Annotated in this window: 16 protein-coding genes, 3 tRNA genes and 1 pseudogene; 7 read left to right on the plus strand and 13 right to left on the minus strand. The window is 66.4% G+C overall.

Features of this window, described 5'->3' with window-relative positions; all coding sequences use genetic code 11:
* Window position 1 precedes the first annotated feature (1 nt).
* From ftsH to tilS, 3 genes are all read right to left on the minus strand, one after another.
* A complete protein-coding gene (ftsH, locus tag ABD736_RS08905) occupies window positions 2–2,005 on the minus strand; it encodes an ATP-dependent zinc metalloprotease FtsH (protein WP_344791395.1) in 2,004 nt (667 codons plus the stop codon).
* An 83-nt stretch (window positions 2,006–2,088) separates the two neighbouring features.
* On the minus strand, window positions 2,089–2,640 hold the full coding sequence (gene hpt / locus ABD736_RS08910) for a hypoxanthine phosphoribosyltransferase (RefSeq protein WP_344791396.1): 552 nt from the start codon (window positions 2,638–2,640) through the stop codon (window positions 2,089–2,091).
* A gap of 43 nt (window positions 2,641–2,683) precedes the next feature.
* Complete coding sequence (gene tilS, locus ABD736_RS08915) at window positions 2,684–3,724, minus strand: tRNA lysidine(34) synthetase TilS (RefSeq protein WP_344791397.1); 1,041 nt, start codon at window positions 3,722–3,724, stop codon at window positions 2,684–2,686.
* 17 nt (window positions 3,725–3,741) lie between these two features.
* Between tilS and ppa the strand changes: the two genes are divergently transcribed.
* A complete protein-coding gene (gene ppa, locus ABD736_RS08920; protein ID WP_344791398.1) occupies window positions 3,742–4,236 on the plus strand; it encodes an inorganic diphosphatase in 495 nt (164 codons plus the stop codon).
* 121 nt (window positions 4,237–4,357) lie between these two features.
* On the opposite strand, the gene ABD736_RS08925 is transcribed toward ppa, so the two are convergent.
* Window positions 4,358–5,731, minus strand: coding sequence for a C40 family peptidase (locus tag ABD736_RS08925; RefSeq protein ID WP_344791399.1), 1,374 nt, complete (start codon window positions 5,729–5,731; stop codon window positions 4,358–4,360).
* Window positions 5,728–7,014, minus strand: coding sequence for a peptidoglycan DD-metalloendopeptidase family protein (locus ABD736_RS08930; protein WP_344791400.1), 1,287 nt, complete (start codon window positions 7,012–7,014; stop codon window positions 5,728–5,730). The genes ABD736_RS08925 and ABD736_RS08930 overlap by 4 nt, the downstream gene beginning before the upstream one ends.
* A gap of 170 nt (window positions 7,015–7,184) precedes the next feature.
* Here ABD736_RS08930 and ABD736_RS08935 point away from each other — a divergent pair.
* The 3 genes from ABD736_RS08935 (at window position 7,185) to ABD736_RS08945 (ending at window position 7,519) form a co-directional block, all read left to right on the plus strand.
* A tRNA-Glu gene (locus ABD736_RS08935) sits at window positions 7,185–7,260 on the plus strand.
* Between the two features lie 23 nt (window positions 7,261–7,283).
* A tRNA-Asp gene (locus tag ABD736_RS08940) sits at window positions 7,284–7,357 on the plus strand.
* An 86-nt stretch (window positions 7,358–7,443) separates the two neighbouring features.
* Window positions 7,444–7,519: transfer RNA gene (locus tag ABD736_RS08945), tRNA-Phe, on the plus strand.
* Window positions 7,520–7,679: 160 nt separating this feature from the next.
* Here ABD736_RS08945 and ABD736_RS08950 read toward each other — a convergent pair.
* The 3 genes and pseudogenes from ABD736_RS08950 to ABD736_RS08960 all read right to left on the minus strand — a co-directional run.
* Window positions 7,680–8,693: pseudogene (locus ABD736_RS08950) on the minus strand (tyrosine-type recombinase/integrase); the annotation flags it as partial.
* A 9-nt stretch (window positions 8,694–8,702) separates the two neighbouring features.
* Entirely contained in the window at window positions 8,703–9,086 is a 384-nt protein-coding gene (locus ABD736_RS08955) for a hypothetical protein (RefSeq protein ID WP_344791401.1), read from the minus strand.
* A 434-nt stretch (window positions 9,087–9,520) separates the two neighbouring features.
* On the minus strand, window positions 9,521–10,363 hold the full coding sequence (locus tag ABD736_RS08960) for a hypothetical protein (protein WP_344791402.1): 843 nt from the start codon (window positions 10,361–10,363) through the stop codon (window positions 9,521–9,523).
* 223 nt (window positions 10,364–10,586) lie between these two features.
* Between ABD736_RS08960 and ABD736_RS08965 the strand changes: the two genes are divergently transcribed.
* The 3 genes from ABD736_RS08965 to ABD736_RS08975 all read left to right on the plus strand — a co-directional run bounded on the left by ABD736_RS08965 (window position 10,587) and on the right by ABD736_RS08975 (window position 12,218).
* Window positions 10,587–11,396, plus strand: coding sequence for a DUF6602 domain-containing protein (locus ABD736_RS08965; protein ID WP_344791403.1), 810 nt, complete (start codon window positions 10,587–10,589; stop codon window positions 11,394–11,396).
* A gap of 166 nt (window positions 11,397–11,562) precedes the next feature.
* Window positions 11,563–11,886, plus strand: a complete 324-nt coding sequence (locus tag ABD736_RS08970; RefSeq protein ID WP_344791404.1) for a nucleotidyltransferase family protein — start codon at window positions 11,563–11,565, stop codon at window positions 11,884–11,886.
* Entirely contained in the window at window positions 11,883–12,218 is a 336-nt protein-coding gene (locus tag ABD736_RS08975) for a HepT-like ribonuclease domain-containing protein (RefSeq protein WP_344791405.1), read from the plus strand. Before ABD736_RS08970 ends, ABD736_RS08975 begins: the two co-directional genes overlap by 4 nt.
* 616 nt (window positions 12,219–12,834) lie before the next feature.
* Here ABD736_RS08975 and ABD736_RS08980 read toward each other — a convergent pair.
* From ABD736_RS08980 to ABD736_RS09000, 5 genes are all read right to left on the minus strand, one after another.
* Window positions 12,835–15,591, minus strand: coding sequence for an NACHT domain-containing protein (locus ABD736_RS08980; RefSeq protein ID WP_344791406.1), 2,757 nt, complete (start codon window positions 15,589–15,591; stop codon window positions 12,835–12,837).
* Window positions 15,592–16,238: 647 nt separating this feature from the next.
* On the minus strand, window positions 16,239–16,688 hold the full coding sequence (locus ABD736_RS08985; protein WP_344791407.1) for a MarR family winged helix-turn-helix transcriptional regulator: 450 nt from the start codon (window positions 16,686–16,688) through the stop codon (window positions 16,239–16,241).
* Between the two features lie 11 nt (window positions 16,689–16,699).
* Complete coding sequence (locus tag ABD736_RS08990) at window positions 16,700–17,683, minus strand: NADP-dependent oxidoreductase (protein WP_344791408.1); 984 nt, start codon at window positions 17,681–17,683, stop codon at window positions 16,700–16,702.
* A complete protein-coding gene (locus ABD736_RS08995) occupies window positions 17,680–18,876 on the minus strand; it encodes an MFS transporter (protein WP_344791409.1) in 1,197 nt (398 codons plus the stop codon). The genes ABD736_RS08990 and ABD736_RS08995 overlap by 4 nt, the downstream gene beginning before the upstream one ends.
* On the minus strand, window positions 18,876–19,514 hold the full coding sequence (locus ABD736_RS09000) for an HD domain-containing protein (protein ID WP_344791410.1): 639 nt from the start codon (window positions 19,512–19,514) through the stop codon (window positions 18,876–18,878). The genes ABD736_RS08995 and ABD736_RS09000 overlap by 1 nt, the downstream gene beginning before the upstream one ends.
* Window positions 19,515–19,551: the final 37 nt, after the last annotated feature.

A 19,551-nucleotide genomic window follows, 5' to 3' on the forward strand; every position in this document is an offset into this window, starting at 1 on the left:
CCTACGCGGTCGCAGGGCGCGGGTTCACCCCGGGGCTGCGGTGCGGGCGCGAGCTTCCGCTGTCGATTCCGCCGTCGGTCACACCCGGGTCGATGGGCGCCTTGGGCGTCGGAATCTCGATCGGGGGGATGTTCGGCAGCGGCCGGTTCGGGCTCGAGACCCACTGCGGGCGCTCGGGCAGCTTTTGGACGCCGGCGAAGATCTCGGCGATCTGGTTGTGGTCGAGCGTCTCTTTCTCGAGCAACTCGGCGGCCAGGCGGTCGAGGATCTCGCGGTTCTGGTTGAGCACGAGGTATGCCTCGTCGTGCGCCTTCTCGATGAGGGCGCGCACCTCGGCATCGACCTTCTGCGCGATGTTCTCGGAGTAGTCGCGCTGGTGCCCCATGTCGCGGCCGAGGAACATCTCGCCGGAGGACTGACCGAGCTTCACCGAGCCGATGTCGGCGCTCATTCCGTAGTCGGTGACCATCTGCCGGGCGATGCCGGTGGCCTTCTCGATGTCGTTCGCGGCACCAGAGGTCGGGTCGTGGAACACGATCTCTTCGGCGACGCGGCCGCCCATCGCGTAGGCGAGCTGGTCGAGCAGCTCTTCGCGGGTCACCGAGTACTTGTCCTCGAGGGGCAGCACCATCGTGTAGCCGAGGGCGCGACCGCGCGGCAGGATCGTGATCTTCGTGACGGGGTCGGTGTGGCGCATCGCGGCAGCGGCGAGGGCGTGGCCGCCCTCGTGGTACGCCGTGATCAGCTTCTCCTTGTCCTTCATGACGCGGGTGCGGCGCTGCGGGCCGGCGACGACGCGGTCGATGGCCTCGTCGAGGGCGCGGTTGTCGATCAGCTGCGCGTTCGAGCGCGCCGTGAGCAGCGCGGCCTCGTTCAGCACGTTTGCCAGGTCTGCACCGGTGAAGCCGGGGGTCTTGCGGGCGACGACCTCGAGGTCGACCGACTTCGCGAGCGGCTTGCCACGGCCGTGCACCTCGAGGATGCGCTGGCGGCCCTTGAGGTCGGGCGCGTCGACGCCGATCTGGCGGTCGAAGCGGCCGGGGCGCAGCAGAGCGGGGTCGAGGATGTCGGGGCGGTTGGTCGCCGCGATGAGAATGACGTTCGTCTTGACGTCGAATCCGTCCATCTCGACGAGCAGTTGGTTCAGGGTCTGCTCGCGCTCGTCGTGACCGCCGCCGAGGCCCGCGCCGCGGTGGCGGCCGACGGCGTCGATCTCGTCGACGAAGATGATCGAGGGCGCGTTCTGCTTGGCCTGGTCGAACAGGTCGCGCACGCGGCTCGCGCCGACGCCGACGAACATCTCGACGAAGTCGGAACCGGAGATGGAGTAGAACGGCACCCCCGCCTCACCCGCGACGGCGCGGGCCAGCAGGGTCTTACCCGTTCCAGGGGGGCCGTACAGCAGCACGCCCTTCGGGATGCGGGCGCCGACCGCCTGGAACTTGGCCGGCTCCTTCAAGAAGTCCTTGATCTCCTGCAGCTCTTCGATGGCCTCGTCGGCACCGGCGACGTCGTCGAAGGTGACCTTCGGGCTCTCCTTCGAGACGAGCTTGGCGCGGCTCTTGCCGAACTGCATGACCTTGTTGCCGCCGCCCTGCATGCCGGCGAGCATGAACCAGAACAGCGCGCCGATGGCGAGCACCGGAAGCAGGAAGCCGAGCACCGAGCCCCAGATGCTGGGCTGCGGCACCTTGTCGTCGAAGCCCTTCGCGAGGTTCGCGTCGTCGACGGCCTTCACGACGTCGGCACCGCGCTGGTTCACGTAGTAGAACTGCACGTGGTCGCCGTTGTTGCCGTCGGGCTGGTTCAGCACCAGGTCGACGCGCTGATTGCCGTCGATGATCTGAGCGGACTGGACCTTGCCGTCGGAGAGCAGCTCAAGGCCCTTCTGCGTGGTCACTTCCTTGAACCCGGACATGGTGAAAACACTCATGCCGATCCACACGATGATTCCCGCGAGGACGATATACGGAATCGGCCCACGGAAGAGCTTCTTGAGATTCATGGTGATACGAGGTTACGCCCACACATCTGGGCACAGGCTCCCTGTTCGCCGCAGGCGTTCTATGCGGACTCTCTGACCACGCTCTACGAGTAGACGTGGGGGGCGAGTACCGCGATCGAGCGCAGGTTGCGGTAGCGCTCGGCGTAGTCGAGGCCGTAGCCCACGACGAAGTCGTTCGGGATGTCGAATCCCACGTACTTCGCGTCGATCTCGACCTTCAGCGCCTCCGGCTTCCGCAGCAGAGCGCACACCTCGAGCGACGCGGGATTCCTCGACTGCAGGTTCTGGCGCAGCCACTGCAGCGTGAGCCCCGAGTCGATGATGTCCTCGACGATCAGCACGTTTCGCCCGGTGAGGTCGGCGTCGAGGTCCTTCACGATGCGCACCACACCGCTCGAGTGGGTGCTCTTGCCGTACGACGACACCGCCATGAAGTCCAGCTCGACGTGCCGCTGCAGCTCGCGCGCGAGGTCTGCCATGACCATGACCGCGCCCTTCAGCACGGCGACCAGCAGCAGGTCACGCCCCTCGTAATCGGCCTCGATCTGGCGCGCGATCTCGCGCAGCTTGCCGGAGATCTGCTCCTCGGTCAGCAGCACCTTGTCGATCTCGGTCTCGATGTCTTCGGGAAGCATGCGAGAAGCCTATTTGAGTATTTGAGGTCGATGAACGGATGCCTCAGCGAGCCGCGCGCAGCACGAGCAGCCGCCCCTCGCGGGCCGCGCTGAACCCGGGAAGGTCGAGCGGCTGCTGCCCGCGCCAGTCGGTGACGAGCCGCAGCACGGCCTGCACATGCACCCGTTCGAGCGCGACGCCGAACTCCGACTGCGCCACGAACCGCACAATCCGCCCGCGCAGCGCCGGCGGGTTCGCCTCGAGCGCGCTGACCGCGATGCCGATGCCGGCCTCGACGTGCTCGACGATGTCCTCGATGGTCTCCTCGATCATCTGCTGGAACGCGTCGTTGTCCTCGCGCAGCTGCTCGGCCGTGCGCGCGAGCGCCTCGGCGACGCCCGGCCCGAGCTCGCTCTCGAGCACCGGCAGCACCCGTTCGCGCACGCGCGCGCGCGCATACGCGGGGTCGAGGTTGTGCGGGTCGTCCCACGGCGCGAGGCGCGAGTCCGCGCAGAACGCGCGCGTCGTCGCGCGCCGGACGCCGAGCAGCGGCCGCCGATACAGCCCGCTCTCGGCCGCCATACCCTGCAGGCTCGCCGCCCCCGACCCGCGCGCGAGCCCGAGCAGCACGGTCTCGGCCTGGTCGTCGAGCGTGTGCGCGAGCAGCACGGCGAGCGCATGATGAGCGGATGCCTCGCGCCGCAGCGCCTCGTAGCGTGCGGCGCGCGCCGCGCCTTCGGGCCCAGCGGAACTGCCCGCATCGACGCTCACCCGCGCGACGACCACGGGGTCGAGCCCGAGGTCGCGGGCCTGCTGCGCCGCGCGCGCGGCGACCTCGGCCGAGGCATCCTGCAACCCGTGATCGACGATGACGGCGCCGGCCCGCAGCCCCGCACGCGGTGCCTCGAACGCGGTGGCGGCGGCTAGCGCGAGCGAATCGGCTCCCCCGCTCAGCGCGACGAGGACCAGCGGCGCATCTTGGATCGGCGAGGAGCCCGCGACGCGCGCGTCGCGAAGCGGCGTGAGGCTCGCTCGCACCGCTCGGCGCACGTCGGCGATCGCCGGGGTGAGGCGCGGCCTGCGCTCTTCGGGGGCAAGGGGCACTGACTAAAGTTAGCCGCATGACCAACAGCTACGACGCCGTCATCGAGATCCCGCGCGGCAGCCGCAACAAGTACGAGGTCGACCACGAGACCGGTCGCGTCTACCTCGACCGCGTGCTCTTCACGAACTTCACCTACCCGACCGACTACGGCTTCTTCGAGAACACCCTCGGCGAGGACGGCGACCCGCTGGACGTGCTCGTGCTGCTCGACTACCCGCTGTTCCCGGGCGTCGGCGTGAAGGTGCGCCCCGTCGGCGTGCTGCACATGAGCGACGAGGCCGGCGGCGACGACAAGGTCATCGCCGTGCAGTACAAGGACCCGCGCTGGAGCCACATCCAGGACGTCGCCGACATCCCCGAGTACACGAAGAAGGAGATCCAGCACTTCTTCGAGCACTACAAGGACCTCGAGCCCGGCAAGTGGGTCAAGGTCGACGAGTGGGGCAGCGCGGCCGACGCCGAGAAGCTCGTGGAAGAGGCCATCGAGCGCCTCAAGACCGCGGGTCACTGACTTCCGTTCGCTGACGGGCGCGTCGCGCACCTTCGTTCGTTGAGGAGCACGCGCAGCCTGCGGAGCGCGCATGTCGAAACGAAGAACCCCGGCGGAATCATCCGCCGGGGTTCTTTGCGATTCAGCGGCCCATCGACGGGCGCGCGACGACGTCGATCGGCGTGCCCCAGACCGCCTGCTGCTTGACGTTCTCGCCGGCCTGCGGCGCGGCGATCATCTGGCCGTTGCCGATGTAGAGACCCACATGGTAGAGCCCGTTCGGCGCCGTGCCCCAGAAGATCAGGTCGCCGGGCTGTGCCTGGCTTCGCGGCACGAGCTGGCCGAGCGCGGCCGCCTGCCGGTACTGATAGACGACGCCGTGGCCGCCGATGTTCAGGCCGGCACTCTGGTAGGCCATCATCGTCAGCCCCGAGCAGTCGAACGAGTTCGGCCCGGCGCCGTCGAAGACGTACGGCTTGCCGATCTGCGCGCGGGCGTAGGCGATGGCCTGAGCCACGATGGCGGCGTCCGGTGCGCCGTTGCTGGTGTGAGGAGCGCTGCCGGATGACCCGCCGGACGACCCGGAATGAGTGGATCCGCTCGAGCCGCTCGACCCGGTAGACCCCGATCCACTCGAGCTGTGCTGCTGTTGCTGCTTCCGCCGTGCTTCGGCGGCGGCCTGCGCCGCCTGCGCCTGGCGCTGCCGTTCCGCCGCGGCCTCCGCGGCCTTCTGCGCGGCGATCGCCTGCTGGCCCTTGACGTACTGCGCGGCGACTTCGGTCGACGTGTTCTGCAGCGTCGCGAGCTGGGCGGTGAGCTCGGTCTGCTTCTGCTGCTGGGTGGTCACGGCGAGCTGGGCTGCGGCCGCGGCATCCTGCGCCGCTTTCGACGCCTTCTCTGCGGCATCCGCCGCCTTCTTCTTCGCCTGCTGCGCTGCCTTCGCCTGCGCCGCGAGCGACTGCGCGGTGTTGCGGTCGGCGACCGCCTGGTCGTAGATCTTGCGTGACTGCTCGGTGAGCTGGCTCATCGTGCCGAGCTGGTAGAGCAGCTTGTCGGCCGCGCCCGAGTCGCTGCCCTCGAGCAGCAGCCCGATCGAGCCGTCGGTGCCCGCGGTGCGCATCAGGTGCGAGGCGAGCAGTCCAGCCCGCACCGTCGAGGTCTCTGCCGTCTTCTGCGCGGCATCCGCCTGCTTCTTGAGCTCGGCAGCCTTCTCGGTCGCGTCGGCCAGGTCGCCCTGCGCCTGGTGATAGGCCTCGACCGCCTCCTCCGACTTGATGCCGGCGGTCGTCGCCTGGTCTTGCAGCTTCGCGACGAGGCCGTTGATCTTGTCGACCATCGCCTTCTGCGCCGACACGTTGGCCTTCGCGTTCTGCACGTCGGTCCACGTCGGGTACTCGGTGGCAGAGGCCTGTGAGGGGTGGGCGACGATGCCCACCGTCGCCGTCAGAACCCCGAGCGCCGCTGCGCTCACGGTGATCGCCGGCCGGCGGAAGCTCGAGCCGTCGTGTTCGCTCATATCGCTGCTCCGTGCTGGGCCATCCACGGCACCGGGTTGATCTGCACGCCGTTGCGGCGCACCTCGAAGTGCAGGTGCGGGCCGGTCGAGTGGCCCGTTGACCCGACATGCCCGATCACCTGCCCCGCTGTCACGTGCTGGCCGACCGAGACGACGATGCCGCCGTTGATGTTGTGGCCGTATGCCGTCGAGATGCCGTCGCCGTCATCGATCAGGATGAAATTGCCGTAACCGCCGTTCCAGCCCGCGAACACGACCGTGCCCGCATGGGCGGCGTGGATCGGGGTGTTGAAGGCCGCGGCGATGTCGTCGCCCTCGTGCCAGGTCGTGCAGCCGGCGCACGGCGCGGGCCGCGGGCCGAACGGCGACGCGATCGGGCCATAGACGGGAACCGCCCAGCCCTGCGCGTTCGCGTGGCTCGCCGCAGCCGCTGCCGCACGGGCACGCGCCTCTGCCGCCTTCTTCGCCGCGGCGGCGCGAGCGGCGACACCCTTCTGGTAGCCGGCGACGGTCTTGCTCGTTTTGTCCTTGAGGGCTGCGAGCATCGCGTTCAGCTCGTCGCTGTGGCTCTGCTCTGCGGTCACGGCCTGCTGAGCGGAGACCTGCGCCTGCTGCGCAGCCACCAGCGCCGCCTGCGCCTGCTGCTGCAGCCGGGTGCGCTCGTCGAGTGCGGACTTCGCCTGGTCTGCGGCGGCCTTCGCGGTGTTCTTCGCCTGCTGCGCCTCCGACCACAGATCAGAGGTCGACTCGGTCAGCTTCGTCATCGTGCCGAGCTGGTCGAGCAGCACCGTGGGGTCCGACTTGCTCTGCTTCGAGCTGGCGAACAGCAGCGAGCTCGTGATGTTGTTGCCGCCGGAGCGGTACAGCTGCGCCGCGACCCGGCCCGCGCGGGTGCTGGCGGTGCCGGCCTGCGCGGCCAGCTTGTCGGACTGCGACTTGAGGGTCTGGTACTTCTGGTCGGCCGCGAACAGCGCGTCCTGCGCCTCGGCCACCTTCTCGCCGGCGGCGGTGGCGGCCTGCTGCGCCTTGGTCGCCTGCGTCTTCAGATTCGCGAGCAGCGCCGTGACCTGCTTGACCTTGGCCGCCGCCGCGGCCTGGTTGCCGCGAGCCTTCTGCACGTCGGCCCACGTCGGGTAGGACGCGGCGAACGCGCTGGTCGGCGCCGTCACCGTTCCCGAGATGACGAGCACGAGGGATGCCGCGAGCACGCCTGCCGCCATCAGGGCACGTCCTCGCGCCCTGCTCATGCGGGCGCCGGAGCGCGCGAACAGCCGCATCTCCATGCGTCTCCTTCAGTGTCGGGGGCGAGCACGTCGCTTCGAACGTAACCGCGGCACCGGCATCCTCATCGGGTAACACGCCCGAGTGTCGCGAACCGGTCGCTCCGATTTGGACACGTGGGAAGGCTCACGTATGCTTAGTCCTCGGTAGTCATGCGGTGGCAGCCGCAGACGGCCCCATCGTTTAGTGGCCTAGGACGCCGCCCTTTCACGGCGGTAGCACGGGTTCGAATCCCGTTGGGGTCACCATGATTGCCAGCACAAAAGAATATGGCCCTGTAGCGCAGTTGGTTAGCGTGCCGCCCTGTCACGGCGGAGGTCGCGGGTTCAAGTCCCGTCAGGGTCGCGGATGGCAAAGCCCTATCGAGAGGTAGGGCTTTTCTTCCAGAAGCGGCTGTTTCTGTGTTGTTGAACGACGCAGTCGGCCGGTTCGGCTCTGTAGCTCAGTTGGTAGAGCGCACGACTGAAAATCGTGAGGTCACGGGATCGACGCCCGTCGGAGCCACCATTGAATTGCCTGATCGCGGGCCCTTTTTCTTGGGTCTGGGGCCCTTCGTAATGGCTGGTCTTTTGGGCTCTGCCCACATTTTGCCCACACGAGAGGCGCCCACGCGGTGGGTGAGCGCGGCTGCCACGGCGTCGAGGTCGTCCTCGAACAGTTCGGCGTAGACGTCGAGGGTCGTCGCCGCCGACGCATGCCCCAGCAGCCGCTGCACCGCCTTCACGTTCGCGCCGGCCGAGATGGCGAGGGATGCCGCCGTGTGCCGCAGGTCGTGCGGAGTCACCCACGGGAATCCGGGGTCCTCGGCCATCGCCTGGCGCACCGCCGGCTCGAAGACGCGGTGCCGGAAATTGCCGTTGCGGATGAGGCCGCCGTTCGCGCTGGTGAACAGCGGCGCGTCCAGGCTGCGGCCTTCGCACCGAGCCGCGAGCGGCCCGACCAGGAAGTCGGGAAACGGCACCGAGCGGCGCTCGTGGTTCTTCGGCGTGCCCCACGTCATGACACCCTCGAGCTCGACGACGGATTCGTCGACGGCCACTCGCCGCCGGTCGAAGTCGACAGACGCGACGCGCAGCGCCGCCATCTCGCCCCAGCGCAGGCCGGTGAAGGCAAGGAAGACAACGAGGTCGGCGTCACTGCTGCACAGGCTCGCGACGTGCGCCACTTGGTCGGCCGTGAGGTAGCCCTTTCGCTTGCGCTCGATGCGCGGCAGCCGGATGAACTCGCACGGATTTCGCACGAGGCGTCCGTCGCGGATCGCGAACTTCATGAGCCCGGACAGCACGAGGTAGATCTGCTTGACCGTCGAGGGCTTGAGCCGTGCGCTGAGCGCGCCGACCCAGTCCTGCACCTCGGCGTGGCCGATCTCGACGAGCCGGCGCTCGCCCCAGAGCGGATAGATGTGGTGGTCGAGGTTGTAGCGGTAGCCCGAGCGCGTGGCTGGCTTCACCTGCACCTGGGCCTCGAACCACGTCTCGCCCCACTCGCGCACGGTGATGCGCGAGTTCGAGGGGTCGATCCATTCGCCGCGGGTCATCGAGACGGTGACCGAGGCGAGGAAAAGCTCGGCGTCCCGCTTGGTGCGGAATCCGCGCTTGTCGGTCTGCGACCGGTCGGGCTTGCGATAGCGCACCCGATAGCGCCGGCCCGCCGACGTCGAGTAGGGCTCGATGCTCCCCATGGCCGAACCCTAGGCCTGGCCGCCGACATCGGCTACGCCGCGGCGCTTGATGAGCGCCTGGCGGCTGAGCTTGGTGCGCAGCGCGAGCAGCGTCCAGCTGGCGCCGGCCGCGCGCAGCGCGTCGATGAGCTCGTCGCGCTGGCTCCGCAGCCGCACTTCCTCCCGCTGCAGTCTCACCAGCGCGCGGCTGAGCTCGTCCAGCTCATTGAGTGCGCGAGTGCGGCCGCCCCAGCCGTCCTCGAGCGCGTCGATCGCGTCGGCGGCGCGCCGCGCGGCGGCCCTGGCCTCCTCATGGACGGCGTTCCTTGCCGCTGCCGCATCGCGCTGAGCCCGCTGTCGGGCGTAGGCGGCGCGACGTCGCGCGTCTCGCTCTGCTCGTGTGTTTGTCCTCATACCTGCAAGTTGCACAACCCGAAGAGAAACAGCGCGCAGATGGCGCGCACGACTATCGGACGCGCTCGGGCTGTAACCCGGTTGTTGCGCGAGTCATGCGTCAGGCACAGTTCGTCGCGCTCTCAAGATTGAGCCTGCGTGCATTGCACCATCGTGGCGTTGACTCATCGTCATCACGTCGCTGTCGTTCTTGCCGCTCGATTTCATCGCGTGGCTCGGCCCAGTAGTAGTCGCATACGTGTTGCAGCGGCCCTACCGTTGCAGCATTTTCACCAGGCGCGTCGTGCCGGCACACATGTGCGACGCCACGGCCGCGCCTCGCGCGCTTTGGCACAGGCAATCGAAAGTCGCGATCGGCCCGAGCCAGCGCGACAGACTCAGTACGCTCGGCGAGATTGGGAAGACTTCGCTAGAGCGGGCAGCCCGGCGGCGCATTACAACTCATTGAATCGAGGCAACTTCTCACCAGGCGCCTGTACTCGGCCGCATCTGAGATCAAAGAGTCTGAATGCCTCGTTGACAGCGAGCGCTGCCGCGGCGGCCGCGGGCCCGATGTCATGAACAATGTCCCCCCGCAGCTCCACGGTTCTTTTCCCGTCGGCTCCAGTTGTGACGACGTTGCGATCCATCCGCATCAGCGCGAACGAACGCTGACCGTGAGCCGCCGCGCTGCCCATGCGCCAAAGCGGTTCGACTCCGCTGGTTGCGGCCGGGTCGTCGTGGATGTGCCGCGCGGCAAAGTTGACGACATCGGTGTTGTTCAGTGCCGCGTTGCTTGACTTGGCGAGTCCGAGTTCGGCTACGGTTCCGCGGCACAGGTCAAGCCGCTCGGTCAGCGCTTTCGCGTCGCGAACCTGTGCCTTGAGCTGTTGCTCTGTGAGCCCAGTTGCACTTTCAACGAGCTTCCGTTGATCGGTGAGATCCTGAATCAAAAGCCTCATCGCCCGACCTCGCCGGTCGGCTCTACGGACTGGCGCAAGCACCCATAGCGCGTGTGACGCAGCGAGGAGGGCCGATCGAAGGCTGGTCATGTAGGCAGTTGGATAGGTTGTGCCTGTCGCACGCATCATTGCGAGTACGAACTCGAGGTGTTCCACCGCGACGACGAGCGAGTACCACGCGAGCCCGGAGACGCTCAGATTCGACGTGTCATCACCGCCGAGCGCGCTCCGAGGCGGCACTTCCTCGGCACGATTCGTCCGCGTTTGCCAAGCCGAAGAAGCCACGGCTATCCGTCCGAGGCGGCGTTCCCACGCGCGCCACGATTCGTCCGTCATGCCCAGATCCTGCCCTATTGCAGGTCCCGCGAGGCTGACGCGTGGTTTAGGTCGGGGGTTTCGGGTCGGTTTGCCCGCCGGCCCATCCGTCTCCTCACCTACGCGACCGAACCGGATTCGGATCTGAAGTCGGCCCGCGGTGGTTGCGAGTCGGATCGCGCAGCGCTGTCGGCGGTTAGTACTAGCCTGCCCACGGCTCGACATGATGCGGAGGTCCGAGAGTATGGCTAGTGAGCCATTTCCTGAACTGTTGGGGCGAATGCGCGGGGCGTTCGATGCGGAAGAGACGCGCCTGCGCGCGGCATTGCAGCAAGCGCGATCAGACTTCGATCACCGTGGCGTGCGCGGAGACGTGCTAGAGAACGCAGTACGTGCGTTCCTCCGCGGTCACCTTCCGCGGCGCCTCGATGTAGGAACGGGCGAGGTGATCGATCGATATGGAACGCGAAGCCCGCAACTCGATGTGATCATTGCCAATGAAGACCAGCCGCTGGTCTACGGCGTCGAAGAGCCTGGCCTATATCTAGCGGAGGGAGTGTCTGCCATCGGGGAAGTCAAGACACGCCTAGACGGAGAAGCGCTCGGCGACATACTCCGCAAGGGGGCGCAGTTGCGCCAAATGCGAATGACTCCCAATGTCGGCGACCAGGTCCAGCATTCGAACCCCTCGGATATCGCCCGCTTCGTTATGTCTTTTCCATTTTTCGCCATTGCGATGGAGAGCAGCCTGTCGCTGGACACGATCCAGCAACGACTTACGAGCGAACCGCTCGTGCCGTCGTCCGATGGGTCAGGGACGCAGCTGAGCAAACTGGACGCGCTCTTTGTCCTCGACAAGGGAGTGCTTCTCTTCGTTGGGGATGGCACGGGACAGCTTCAGATGGAAACGTTCGACGGCCAGAAAGTGCAAGGCTGGGGCAGCACGGTCCAGCTCGGGCCTCTGATGGAATTGTTTATGTGGATCAACTCGGTCATGCCGAGAGTCAGGCGCGGAATCTCAATCGCGCTGCCGTACCTGACCAACATGAGGTAAGAGGCCGACGGCCGCAGGCCATCATTCCCGTCGCTCACTGATCATCCAGCCCGGATCCAGACACGGACACCCATTGATGGAACCCTAAAATTACATCTCACAGCCTGTGTGCGAAGAGGTGCCGCGAAGTCGCCGCCGCCGCAGTCCGCGCGCTTACCCTAGATACATGTCGATCCCTACGCCGCCGAGCCTCGCCTTGCGCGAGGTCATCAGTGCGCGGCGAGGCGAACTCGAGGCTCTACTGGCCAAATACCACGCGAAGAACCCAAAGTTGTTCGGTTCCGTCGCCCGCGGGGATGCCCACGAGGGAAGCGATATCGACATCCTTGTCGAGATGGATCCGACCGCGGGCAACCTTCTGATGCGGGCCTCTGGTCTCATGGAAGAGACGCGGAAGCTCTACGCGCGAGACGACATCGACATCTTCCCGGCACAGCTGCTCAAGCATCCGATCTCCGAGTCGGCACTCGCCGAAGCGCTCGACCTGTGAGCCGCACCTCATCGGAGCGCATAGCGGACATCCTCGAGGCAATCGCAAAATGCCAGCGCTACGCCGGTTCCCTCGACGGTGACGATCCGACTCTTGTCGATATGGCCCAGGATGCCATCGAGCGCAACCTGCAGGTCATCGGCGAAGCCGCGAACGCCTTGCCGACTGACGTCACTGGCGCGCATCCGGAGATTCCGTGGCCGCAGATTCGCGGCTTTCGGAACATCCTCGTTCACGAGTACTTCGGCGTTGATGTCGCAACGATCCGCGAGGTTATCGACGCGCATCTGCCACAGCTGAGCGCGGCCCTCGAGGAACAGATAGCCGAATAGGCAGGGCTCCATACCGCGAACGCCTCGATCATGAGACCCCCACCGCCAGTAACCCGGTTGCCTCGGATCCTCTGGCCTCGAGCCGGTTTCGGCCGTCACCTCGAATGGTGCCTGCGTGCATTCGCACCTAGGTGTATTCGCACCCACGTTTCCTCGGACTAGTTGCGTCCACTGCCTAGGAACCCCTTCGTTCCCTTCTCGTCGCCCGTCTCGATTGCTGCTCTGGCCTTTGGACGTGGTTCCAGTTCGGTACGGCCAGCCTTCACGATGTCCGGACCGAGTGCGGACATACGTTTCATGCGCCAAGTCCCGGGCGCGGCGCCGACCGGCCCTCTGTCTGCTGGAGCGACCGCAGGGACAAGTGAGCATCCGGACCGCCCAAAGATCGGGATACCGGATTCCGGGCGTCCGCCTCGAGCGATTGGCGGATCGCCTGCTAGTACACAGCGATCTCGAACCTCGCTGGAGCCGGGAGCGAATCAGAGGTCGCGTTGGTTGACACGCAGCATGAGACGTTTCTCGCGCGCTACGAGAGGGCCCGCTGCCGCCTGGACTCGACATGTGGCCGGCCCATTGGCGCCAAGAGGTGCGAGATACGTCATTTGCTCAGGGCCAACTAGACAAGTCGAGGAAATGTGCCCTTCCCGAGGCCGAGCTTTTGGAGATCGGAATACAACCATCCGGCGGCCATGAGACTCGCTGGCCGCTCGTGCGTCTCCTGGTCGGCGATCGATAGTGAATGGACGTAGCCTCGGGCGAAAGGCCCTCTGGACTCTGCGGCCGTTGCAATGTGCCGAGCGTTCTCATCGAGGAACCGCTCGACCCAGTCGCCGGCATTGCCGCGTTCGTCGACTGTCACTAGCGCTCGCCCGCGTTTCGCGAACAGCGCTCGGTCTCGTTGCTCATCCGCTGCACGCTCGAAGAGTGCAGCGGGCACGATTGCGCTGCTTAGCCCTGGCATATGCCGACCCATAGTTCCCGAATCGCTGAACGAGAGGCTCGCGATGACGCCGAACTCAGAATCGGCGCCCATCCCCAACGACCAACTGAAGGGCGCAAAGGCCGTACCGGCGACTTCGACGTACGCAACGCACGCAAGGCCGAAGACTTCGGCATAGAACTCTTGAAGTCTGGTGTCCGAGTAGTAACTCCAAATCCATCCATTGCCTTGACCCAAGGGAATATCAGGTACTGGTGCCGGACGTTGCAGCCAGTCATCGGTGGACGAGTTCGCCCAGGACAGTAGGTCCTCGATAGTTCGGCCGTCGATAAGGTGACGACCTATTTTCACCTTCGCTTGGGTGAGATCTCCGAGCGCGGCCTTGAGCGGTGCTCCCGCTTGAAGGATTGCTTGCCTTCCGATCGGTGGGAATTGGCTGGAGTTTGACTTCGTCAGCGCCCTTGCTGCACGGTACCGGCTTTCGAGGCGCCAAACGCCGTCGGGCGGCCCGAGGTCCTCGGCGGTATTAAGGATGTCGAGTGTCGCGCCGGCAATCTTGTCCCTCACAATCACCCAGGGCCACTCATTGCCTTCTGGGAAACCACCGGCGCGATCCGGAATCCATTCGCTGGTTACCCCGGTGATGGGGTGTATTCCCGGGGGCAGATCTTCGACGCTGTCGACTTCGCCAGGCATACGCTTCCATGCAAAGCTGAGGCTGCTTGCGCCAACTCCGACCCCGAGTGCGATGGGTTGCGACTGTGAAGTCACAGGAAAAACGCGAGGCGCCAGCGGCCCGATCGAGTCGATCCAAGTTCTGGTCGCACGCAATAGACGCTCCGGCGCGGCGACTTCCGGCTCGTGTTTTGTCCCGGTCTCCCGAAACCATGAATGTCCATGTGCGATCTGAGCTAACAGCCAGGAGCCAGCACCGGGGTTAGCTCGTAGACATTGGTCCAACATGTCGTCAAGCGTTGCAACAGGCGCCAGGACACCCATGACTGCGAGCGCCCAGCGCCACCGATCAAAATTCGTACTGCTTTGAATTGCCTCACCGACGAGATCTGGCTCGTGCAGCAGCGCCTGCGCTGCAAACCATTGCTGGAAGATTGGGAGCGAGAATTCGAGATGGCCGTCCGGGGTCGCGCGCAGCAGATTGCTTTGTCGTGCTTGCTGGCGATCGACGAAGGTGAGTCCGTCGTCGACGTTTGCCGTGCGAGTTGTAGCGAGCGCAACTCGGATTAGGAGTTGGAAGACAGTCGGGGTCTGGACAGCCGCTGTTGACGACGACGTGGCCGCAAGCGCGCGCTCGACAAGGCGTTTGATGAGTTCCGCCTGCCCTGCTGGCTTCTGATCTTCTGCAATCATGAACCCCGCTGCGATTGCGAAGAATGGTCTCCGAAGCGACTCGATAAGGCTTGGATCCCAGCTCCAGGACGCATGTGGCTGATTTGCGACGGATTCGACGAGACTTCGCGCATCGCTGATGTCCAAGCCCTCGCAACGGATCTCATCATCGGCGGCGACAACTCCGGGCCTACTGGTCAGCAACACGCGCGACAGCGGGTGGGATGCCACGAATATCCGCGCCTGCTGATGCGCGCGCGATGCCGTCTGAGCATCAGTTTCGTCGAGGCCATCGATAACGACGGCGGCATCTCCCAGGGGACCACCTGCGTCCCTCATTCGCGAACTAACAAGGTGTTCGAGCGCGTTGCTTGTGAGCTCCGTGGCATGCAGCCAGATTGGAAGTGCAGCTTCGTCATCTGCCTCGAAGTCACCAATTCGCTCGCGGAACCAAGACTCAGCGAGTTCTGACTTTCCCGCTCCGTACGGTCCCACGAGGACCGCTACGTTTCCGGGTGAAAGCTGTGGGCGTCGGGTCTCAAGCTGACCTAGCGCAACGCTTACGCGATCTGCCGTCAGCCCGAAGGGACTGAGTCGGGTCTGTCTGCGGCTGTCGGACTCTCGTCGCAAGCGCTCAGCGACGTCTTTTCGCGAGACCGGGGGGTTCAGCCTTTCGAGCGAGGCTACGATCTCGCTCTGCCTTCGACGGTGCCAGTGCTCCTGCAGAATTCGCGCATCGACGTCGCTTGCAAAGCCGAGCATTGCCTCGTATGTCTCCGCCACAAGTCGGAATGCGCGTCTCAGGTGGGCGTCGTCTTGGCCCCATGAAAGATCCGTGCGCAAGGCCTCGCCAAGCGACGCGGCGAGAGCGGGCTGGCCGGATTCGAGCGGCGCGTCGAGTTGATCTGGCGTGATCGTCTTCAACCAGCGGCGATAGGGCATTCGGGGGAAAGTGAAGTCGACGCGACTCTTAACCCGCCGGTAAACCTGCCACCGATATGTAAATGAACGCGACAGTCGCTTCGCGATTTGGGCGACAAGGGGCAGGCCTTTGGTTGCGATGCCCGCGATTTCTGCACCTGTCACCTGACTCCGTCCTCGTACGCCTGTGACGCAGAATACAAAGCCGCTGGAGCCTTTGCGCTCTCACAGACTCCTTCCAGCGGGCGCGTCGTGTTTTCATGAAGTTCGCCTGCCTACCGCGCCCGGCTCCGGGCTATCGGTCGGGGACCCCTCCCGCGCGACCGCCTCGGAGTGCACCGGCAGTTAGGCCGGGGCAATCCGCAAGCCGGGAGCGGGTGCATGTCGCTCAATACGCGTCGGACTGGGCACGATCTCGGGTTGGCCGAGATGCGCTCAGGGCAGAGACATGCCGCCCGGCTTAGTGGCGTTATTCGATCATGCACCGAACTTCGGGCCCGCGGTTGTTCTGTCTCAGGACATCGGTGACGCTCGCGTATCAATACATCGGTGACACTTCGGGACCGCGGTCGCTGCGGCCGGCGTGCCCACACTTTGCCCACAACTCAATGACATCCAAAGTCACTCAATGTGATCACAGAACATCGAAAATCATCAACTACCAGCTATTTAAAATCCGACTCCTCGTCATCTTGCGGGTTTTCTGCCCCTGAAAATCGTGAGGTCATCGTCGCCCAACGGATCGGGCCCCACGGCGCGCGGGCGATGAGCCCGGGGCTGCGAATTGTGCACCCCGAAAAGCGCTCGCGGGCTCACGAGCGAGACCGCAAGGCGGTCCGAGACTCCGGAAACGTGCCGGCGATCGACGCCAGCCGTTCAAGCAGCACCTGAAGCGCGGCCCATTCCTTGGATCCCAGTTCAGCACGCCACGCCGCCTCGAGATCCGACTCCGCGAGTCGCACGCGCCGGCGGTGGTCGACGCCCTGCGCCGTGAGAACGATGCGCTTTGCGCGGCGATCGACTGGGTCAGGCATCCGTCTCACATAACCCAGGCGCTCAAGTTCATCGATCAGCTGACCGAGCGTCGCTTTGTGCACGCCGCTGCGCGCCGCGATCTCGGTCGCGCGCGTCCCCTCTGGGTCGATGTGATCGAGCACGGCGGCGTGCCGCGCACGGACACCCCGGTGCCCGTGCGCGGCAAGCCGCGATTGCAGCTCGTCATCGAAGGCGGCAGCGACCCGTGCCGCCAGGGCGGCGACCATCGGCCGTGACGTCATGCAGCCCGCACGCCTGCGACATCGATGACCGTCTTGCCCGGCGCTGCGGCGCGGCCTCGACTCTCGTATGCCTTGCGCCCCTCGGCGAGCGTGAAGGTCTGCGCCACCGCGACCTCGAACTCACCGGTCGCAAGCGACTCGCCGAGCCGCGCGAGGCTCGCCGCGCGAGCCGAGACCACGAAAAACCGGGCGTCGACATCGAACCGCTTCGCCAGCTCGGCGTCGGGCAGCTCCTGCAGCATGATCACACGGCCGTCGGGGCGCACCGAACGGTACAGCCACTCGGGCGAGCCGGCCCCGGCAGCATCGATCGACCCGTCGAAGCTCGCCGGCGCGACGCGGTCCGCCTCGTCGCCGACGAGCACAGTCTGCGCGCCGAGCCGCCGTGCGCGCTCGGCCGCTTCGGCCGAACGCACGGTCGCCGTGACCTCAATACCCAGCCGGTGAGCGAGCTGCACGACGAACGCGCCGACGCCACCCGTCCCCCCGCGCACCAGCAGCCGCTGCCCGGCCGTGAGCTGCAGCTGCTCGTCGAGCGCCTCCATCGCGGTGAGCGCAGGCAGCACGGCGGCTGCGGCGGTTACGGCCGTCACGCCAGACGGCCTGTGAGCGATCGAGGATGCCGGCACCAGCACGTACTCGGCCGCCGCGCCATTCCGGTTGAACGGCACGAGGCCGAACACCTCATCGCCGGCGGCGACGCCGTGCGCATCGGGGCCGGTGCCAACGACGGTTCCGGCGAACTCGTGGGAGGGGATGATCGGCGTCCTATCGACACCGCCCGACTCCCACGTCTCGGGCCAGGTCAACTCGTCGAAGGTGATGGCGGCCGCCGCCACCTTCACGAGGGCGTCGTCGCCTTGCGGCGCCGGCGGGGTTGGGGCGTCCTCATAGACCAGCTGCTCGGGGCCGCCGCGCGTGTGGGCACGCAGCGCCTTCATCTGCTGGTGGACGGCATCCGTGGGCTCGAAAGTACTCATGCGTTCGCTTCCTTCGTGATTCGGGTGGTGGTCAATGCTCGTGTCAGCGCGAAGACGGCGACAAGAGCGATGAAAGTGAGGTAGGCGTCGGCGGTCAGCGCCAGTCCCCAGGCGCGTTCGGCGAGACCGGCCAGAAGGACGGGCACGCTCAACGAGACGTAGCTCACGACATACACGGCGGCGAAGGTCGCCGAGCGCCCGGTGGACGAGGTAACCGCCCCGACCGCGCGCAGATTGCCGTTGAAGGTGAGGCCCACGCCGACGCCGAGCGTGAGCGCGCCGATGGTGAAGAGCGCGGGGGATGCCGCGCCGACGGCTCCTGCAAGAAGAAGCGCGCCGCCGCCGAGCAGCCCGCCGCCCGCAACGGTGACGCTCACGATCCGGGTGCGGTTCGCCAGCAGGCCGCCCGCGACGACCGCGGCGTACAACGCGGCGATCGACAACCCGCCAATCGCGGCGACCTCGACGTGCAGCACCTCGTGCACGAGCGACGGCACGAGGGCGAGGAAGAGGCCCGTCGCGGCCCAGCCGGCGATCGTCGTCGGCACCGTCGCCCAGAACATCGATCGCGCGGCCGGGTCGACACTCACTCGTGGACGCAGCGCCGCCCACAGGAATCCGCTCGGCTTCACGGTCTCAGGCAATGCGAGAACGAAGCAGGCGAGCGCGACGAATACGGCGGTCAGGATCGGAAACGCGACGCGGTCGGGCCGGCTGGTGGCCTCGAGGAGCAGCCCGACGCCGCCGGCGCCGGCAGCCATCCCGACGCCCGTGCCGATCGCGGTCACCCAGGCGCCGGCCTGCGGGCGGGACGTCGGCGAGAAGTCCAGCAATGCCGCGGCGAGCGCGCTCATGGCCGCACCGCTGGCGAGGCCCTGGACGACGCGCGCGGCAAGCAGCGCGCCGAGCCCGTCAGCCGTCCAGAAGGCAGCCGTGCTCGCGGCGGCGAGCAGCAGGGCGACGATGAGCACTGGCCGGCGGCCGATGCGATCGCTGAGCGAGCCAGCCGTCAGCAATGCGATCAGCAGCGTGCCGGCGTAGACCGCGAAAACCACAGTGAGCATCGCGACCGAGAAGCCGAAACGGTCGCGGTAGATGGGGTAGATCGGCGAGGGTGCGCTGGCGGAGGCCATGAGCGCGACGGTCGCGACGGCGAGCACGGCGAACCCGGCGCGACGCCGGCCCTCTGACATCACGCCGCCCAGGGCGAGTTCATGACTCGCTCGACCATGCTGTCGCGGCGGTAGCCGGGCACGAAGTGCTCAAGGACGTCGGCGTTGATCGTGCCGTAGGCGGTCTCGGGCCGGTGCTTCAAGCCCTCGTGGAAGGCCTGCATGAATTCGTTCTTGAAGTCGCCGCGCGGGTGTGCTGCGGTGATCTCGTCGATCGCGTCGGGGTCGATGTCGTCGAAGCCGACGCCGATGGCGTCGGTGAGCACGCCGAGATTGGTGAGCGCGATCTCGGGGTCCATCCGGCCTGGCAGCTCCGGAGTGGTGTGCAGCGCGATCGCGGACCATACGAGGTTCGCCGCTTCCTGCGGAAAGCCCCGCTTGAGGAGGAAGGAACGGGCGTGGTCCGCGCCGTCCACCTCGAATCGCTGGACCTTGTCCGAGAACGGAGTGTGCAGGCCCGTGTCGTGAAACATTGACGCCACGTAGAGCAGTTCGGGGTCGGGCGCGAGCCCGAGCCGGCGCGCGTGCAACGCAGCGAACAGGAACACCCTGCGCGAGTGGTGGAACAGCAGCGGGCTCGAGATCTCGGCGACGTGCCTCGTGGCGACGTCCGCGGTGATCGTGTCGGGGATCTCGATGCCTGCGATGATTTCGGTCATGGAAAGGTCGCTTTCTGAGCGGTGTGCGGGACCGGAC

Origin of the sequence: Gryllotalpicola daejeonensis (genome assembly GCF_039538145.1) — a bacterium.
In the GTDB taxonomy this organism is placed as follows: domain Bacteria; phylum Actinomycetota; class Actinomycetes; order Actinomycetales; family Microbacteriaceae; genus Gryllotalpicola; species Gryllotalpicola daejeonensis.

What these genes read in the sequence shown, in the direction of transcription:
- ftsH (WP_344791395.1), bottom strand. Translation starts at nt 2,005, where the DNA reads ATGAATCTCAAGAAGCTCTTCCGTGGGCCGATTCCGTATATCGTCCTC.
- hpt (WP_344791396.1), bottom strand. Translation starts at nt 2,640, where the DNA reads ATGCTTCCCGAAGACATCGAGACCGAGATCGACAAGGTGCTGCTGACC.
- ppa (WP_344791398.1), top strand. Translation starts at nt 3,742, where the DNA reads ATGACCAACAGCTACGACGCCGTCATCGAGATCCCGCGCGGCAGCCGC.
- ABD736_RS08925 (WP_344791399.1), bottom strand. Translation starts at nt 5,731, where the DNA reads ATGAGCGAACACGACGGCTCGAGCTTCCGCCGGCCGGCGATCACCGTG.
- ABD736_RS08930 (WP_344791400.1), bottom strand. Translation starts at nt 7,014, where the DNA reads ATGGAGATGCGGCTGTTCGCGCGCTCCGGCGCCCGCATGAGCAGGGCG.
- ABD736_RS08955 (WP_344791401.1), bottom strand. Translation starts at nt 9,086, where the DNA reads ATGAGGACAAACACACGAGCAGAGCGAGACGCGCGACGTCGCGCCGCC.
- ABD736_RS08960 (WP_344791402.1), bottom strand. Translation starts at nt 10,363, where the DNA reads ATGACGGACGAATCGTGGCGCGCGTGGGAACGCCGCCTCGGACGGATA.
- ABD736_RS08965 (WP_344791403.1), top strand. Translation starts at nt 10,587, where the DNA reads ATGGCTAGTGAGCCATTTCCTGAACTGTTGGGGCGAATGCGCGGGGCG.
- ABD736_RS08970 (WP_344791404.1), top strand. Translation starts at nt 11,563, where the DNA reads ATGTCGATCCCTACGCCGCCGAGCCTCGCCTTGCGCGAGGTCATCAGT.
- ABD736_RS08985 (WP_344791407.1), bottom strand. Translation starts at nt 16,688, where the DNA reads ATGGTCGCCGCCCTGGCGGCACGGGTCGCTGCCGCCTTCGATGACGAG.
- ABD736_RS08990 (WP_344791408.1), bottom strand. Translation starts at nt 17,683, where the DNA reads ATGAGTACTTTCGAGCCCACGGATGCCGTCCACCAGCAGATGAAGGCG.
- ABD736_RS08995 (WP_344791409.1), bottom strand. Translation starts at nt 18,876, where the DNA reads ATGTCAGAGGGCCGGCGTCGCGCCGGGTTCGCCGTGCTCGCCGTCGCG.
- ABD736_RS09000 (WP_344791410.1), bottom strand. Translation starts at nt 19,514, where the DNA reads ATGACCGAAATCATCGCAGGCATCGAGATCCCCGACACGATCACCGCG.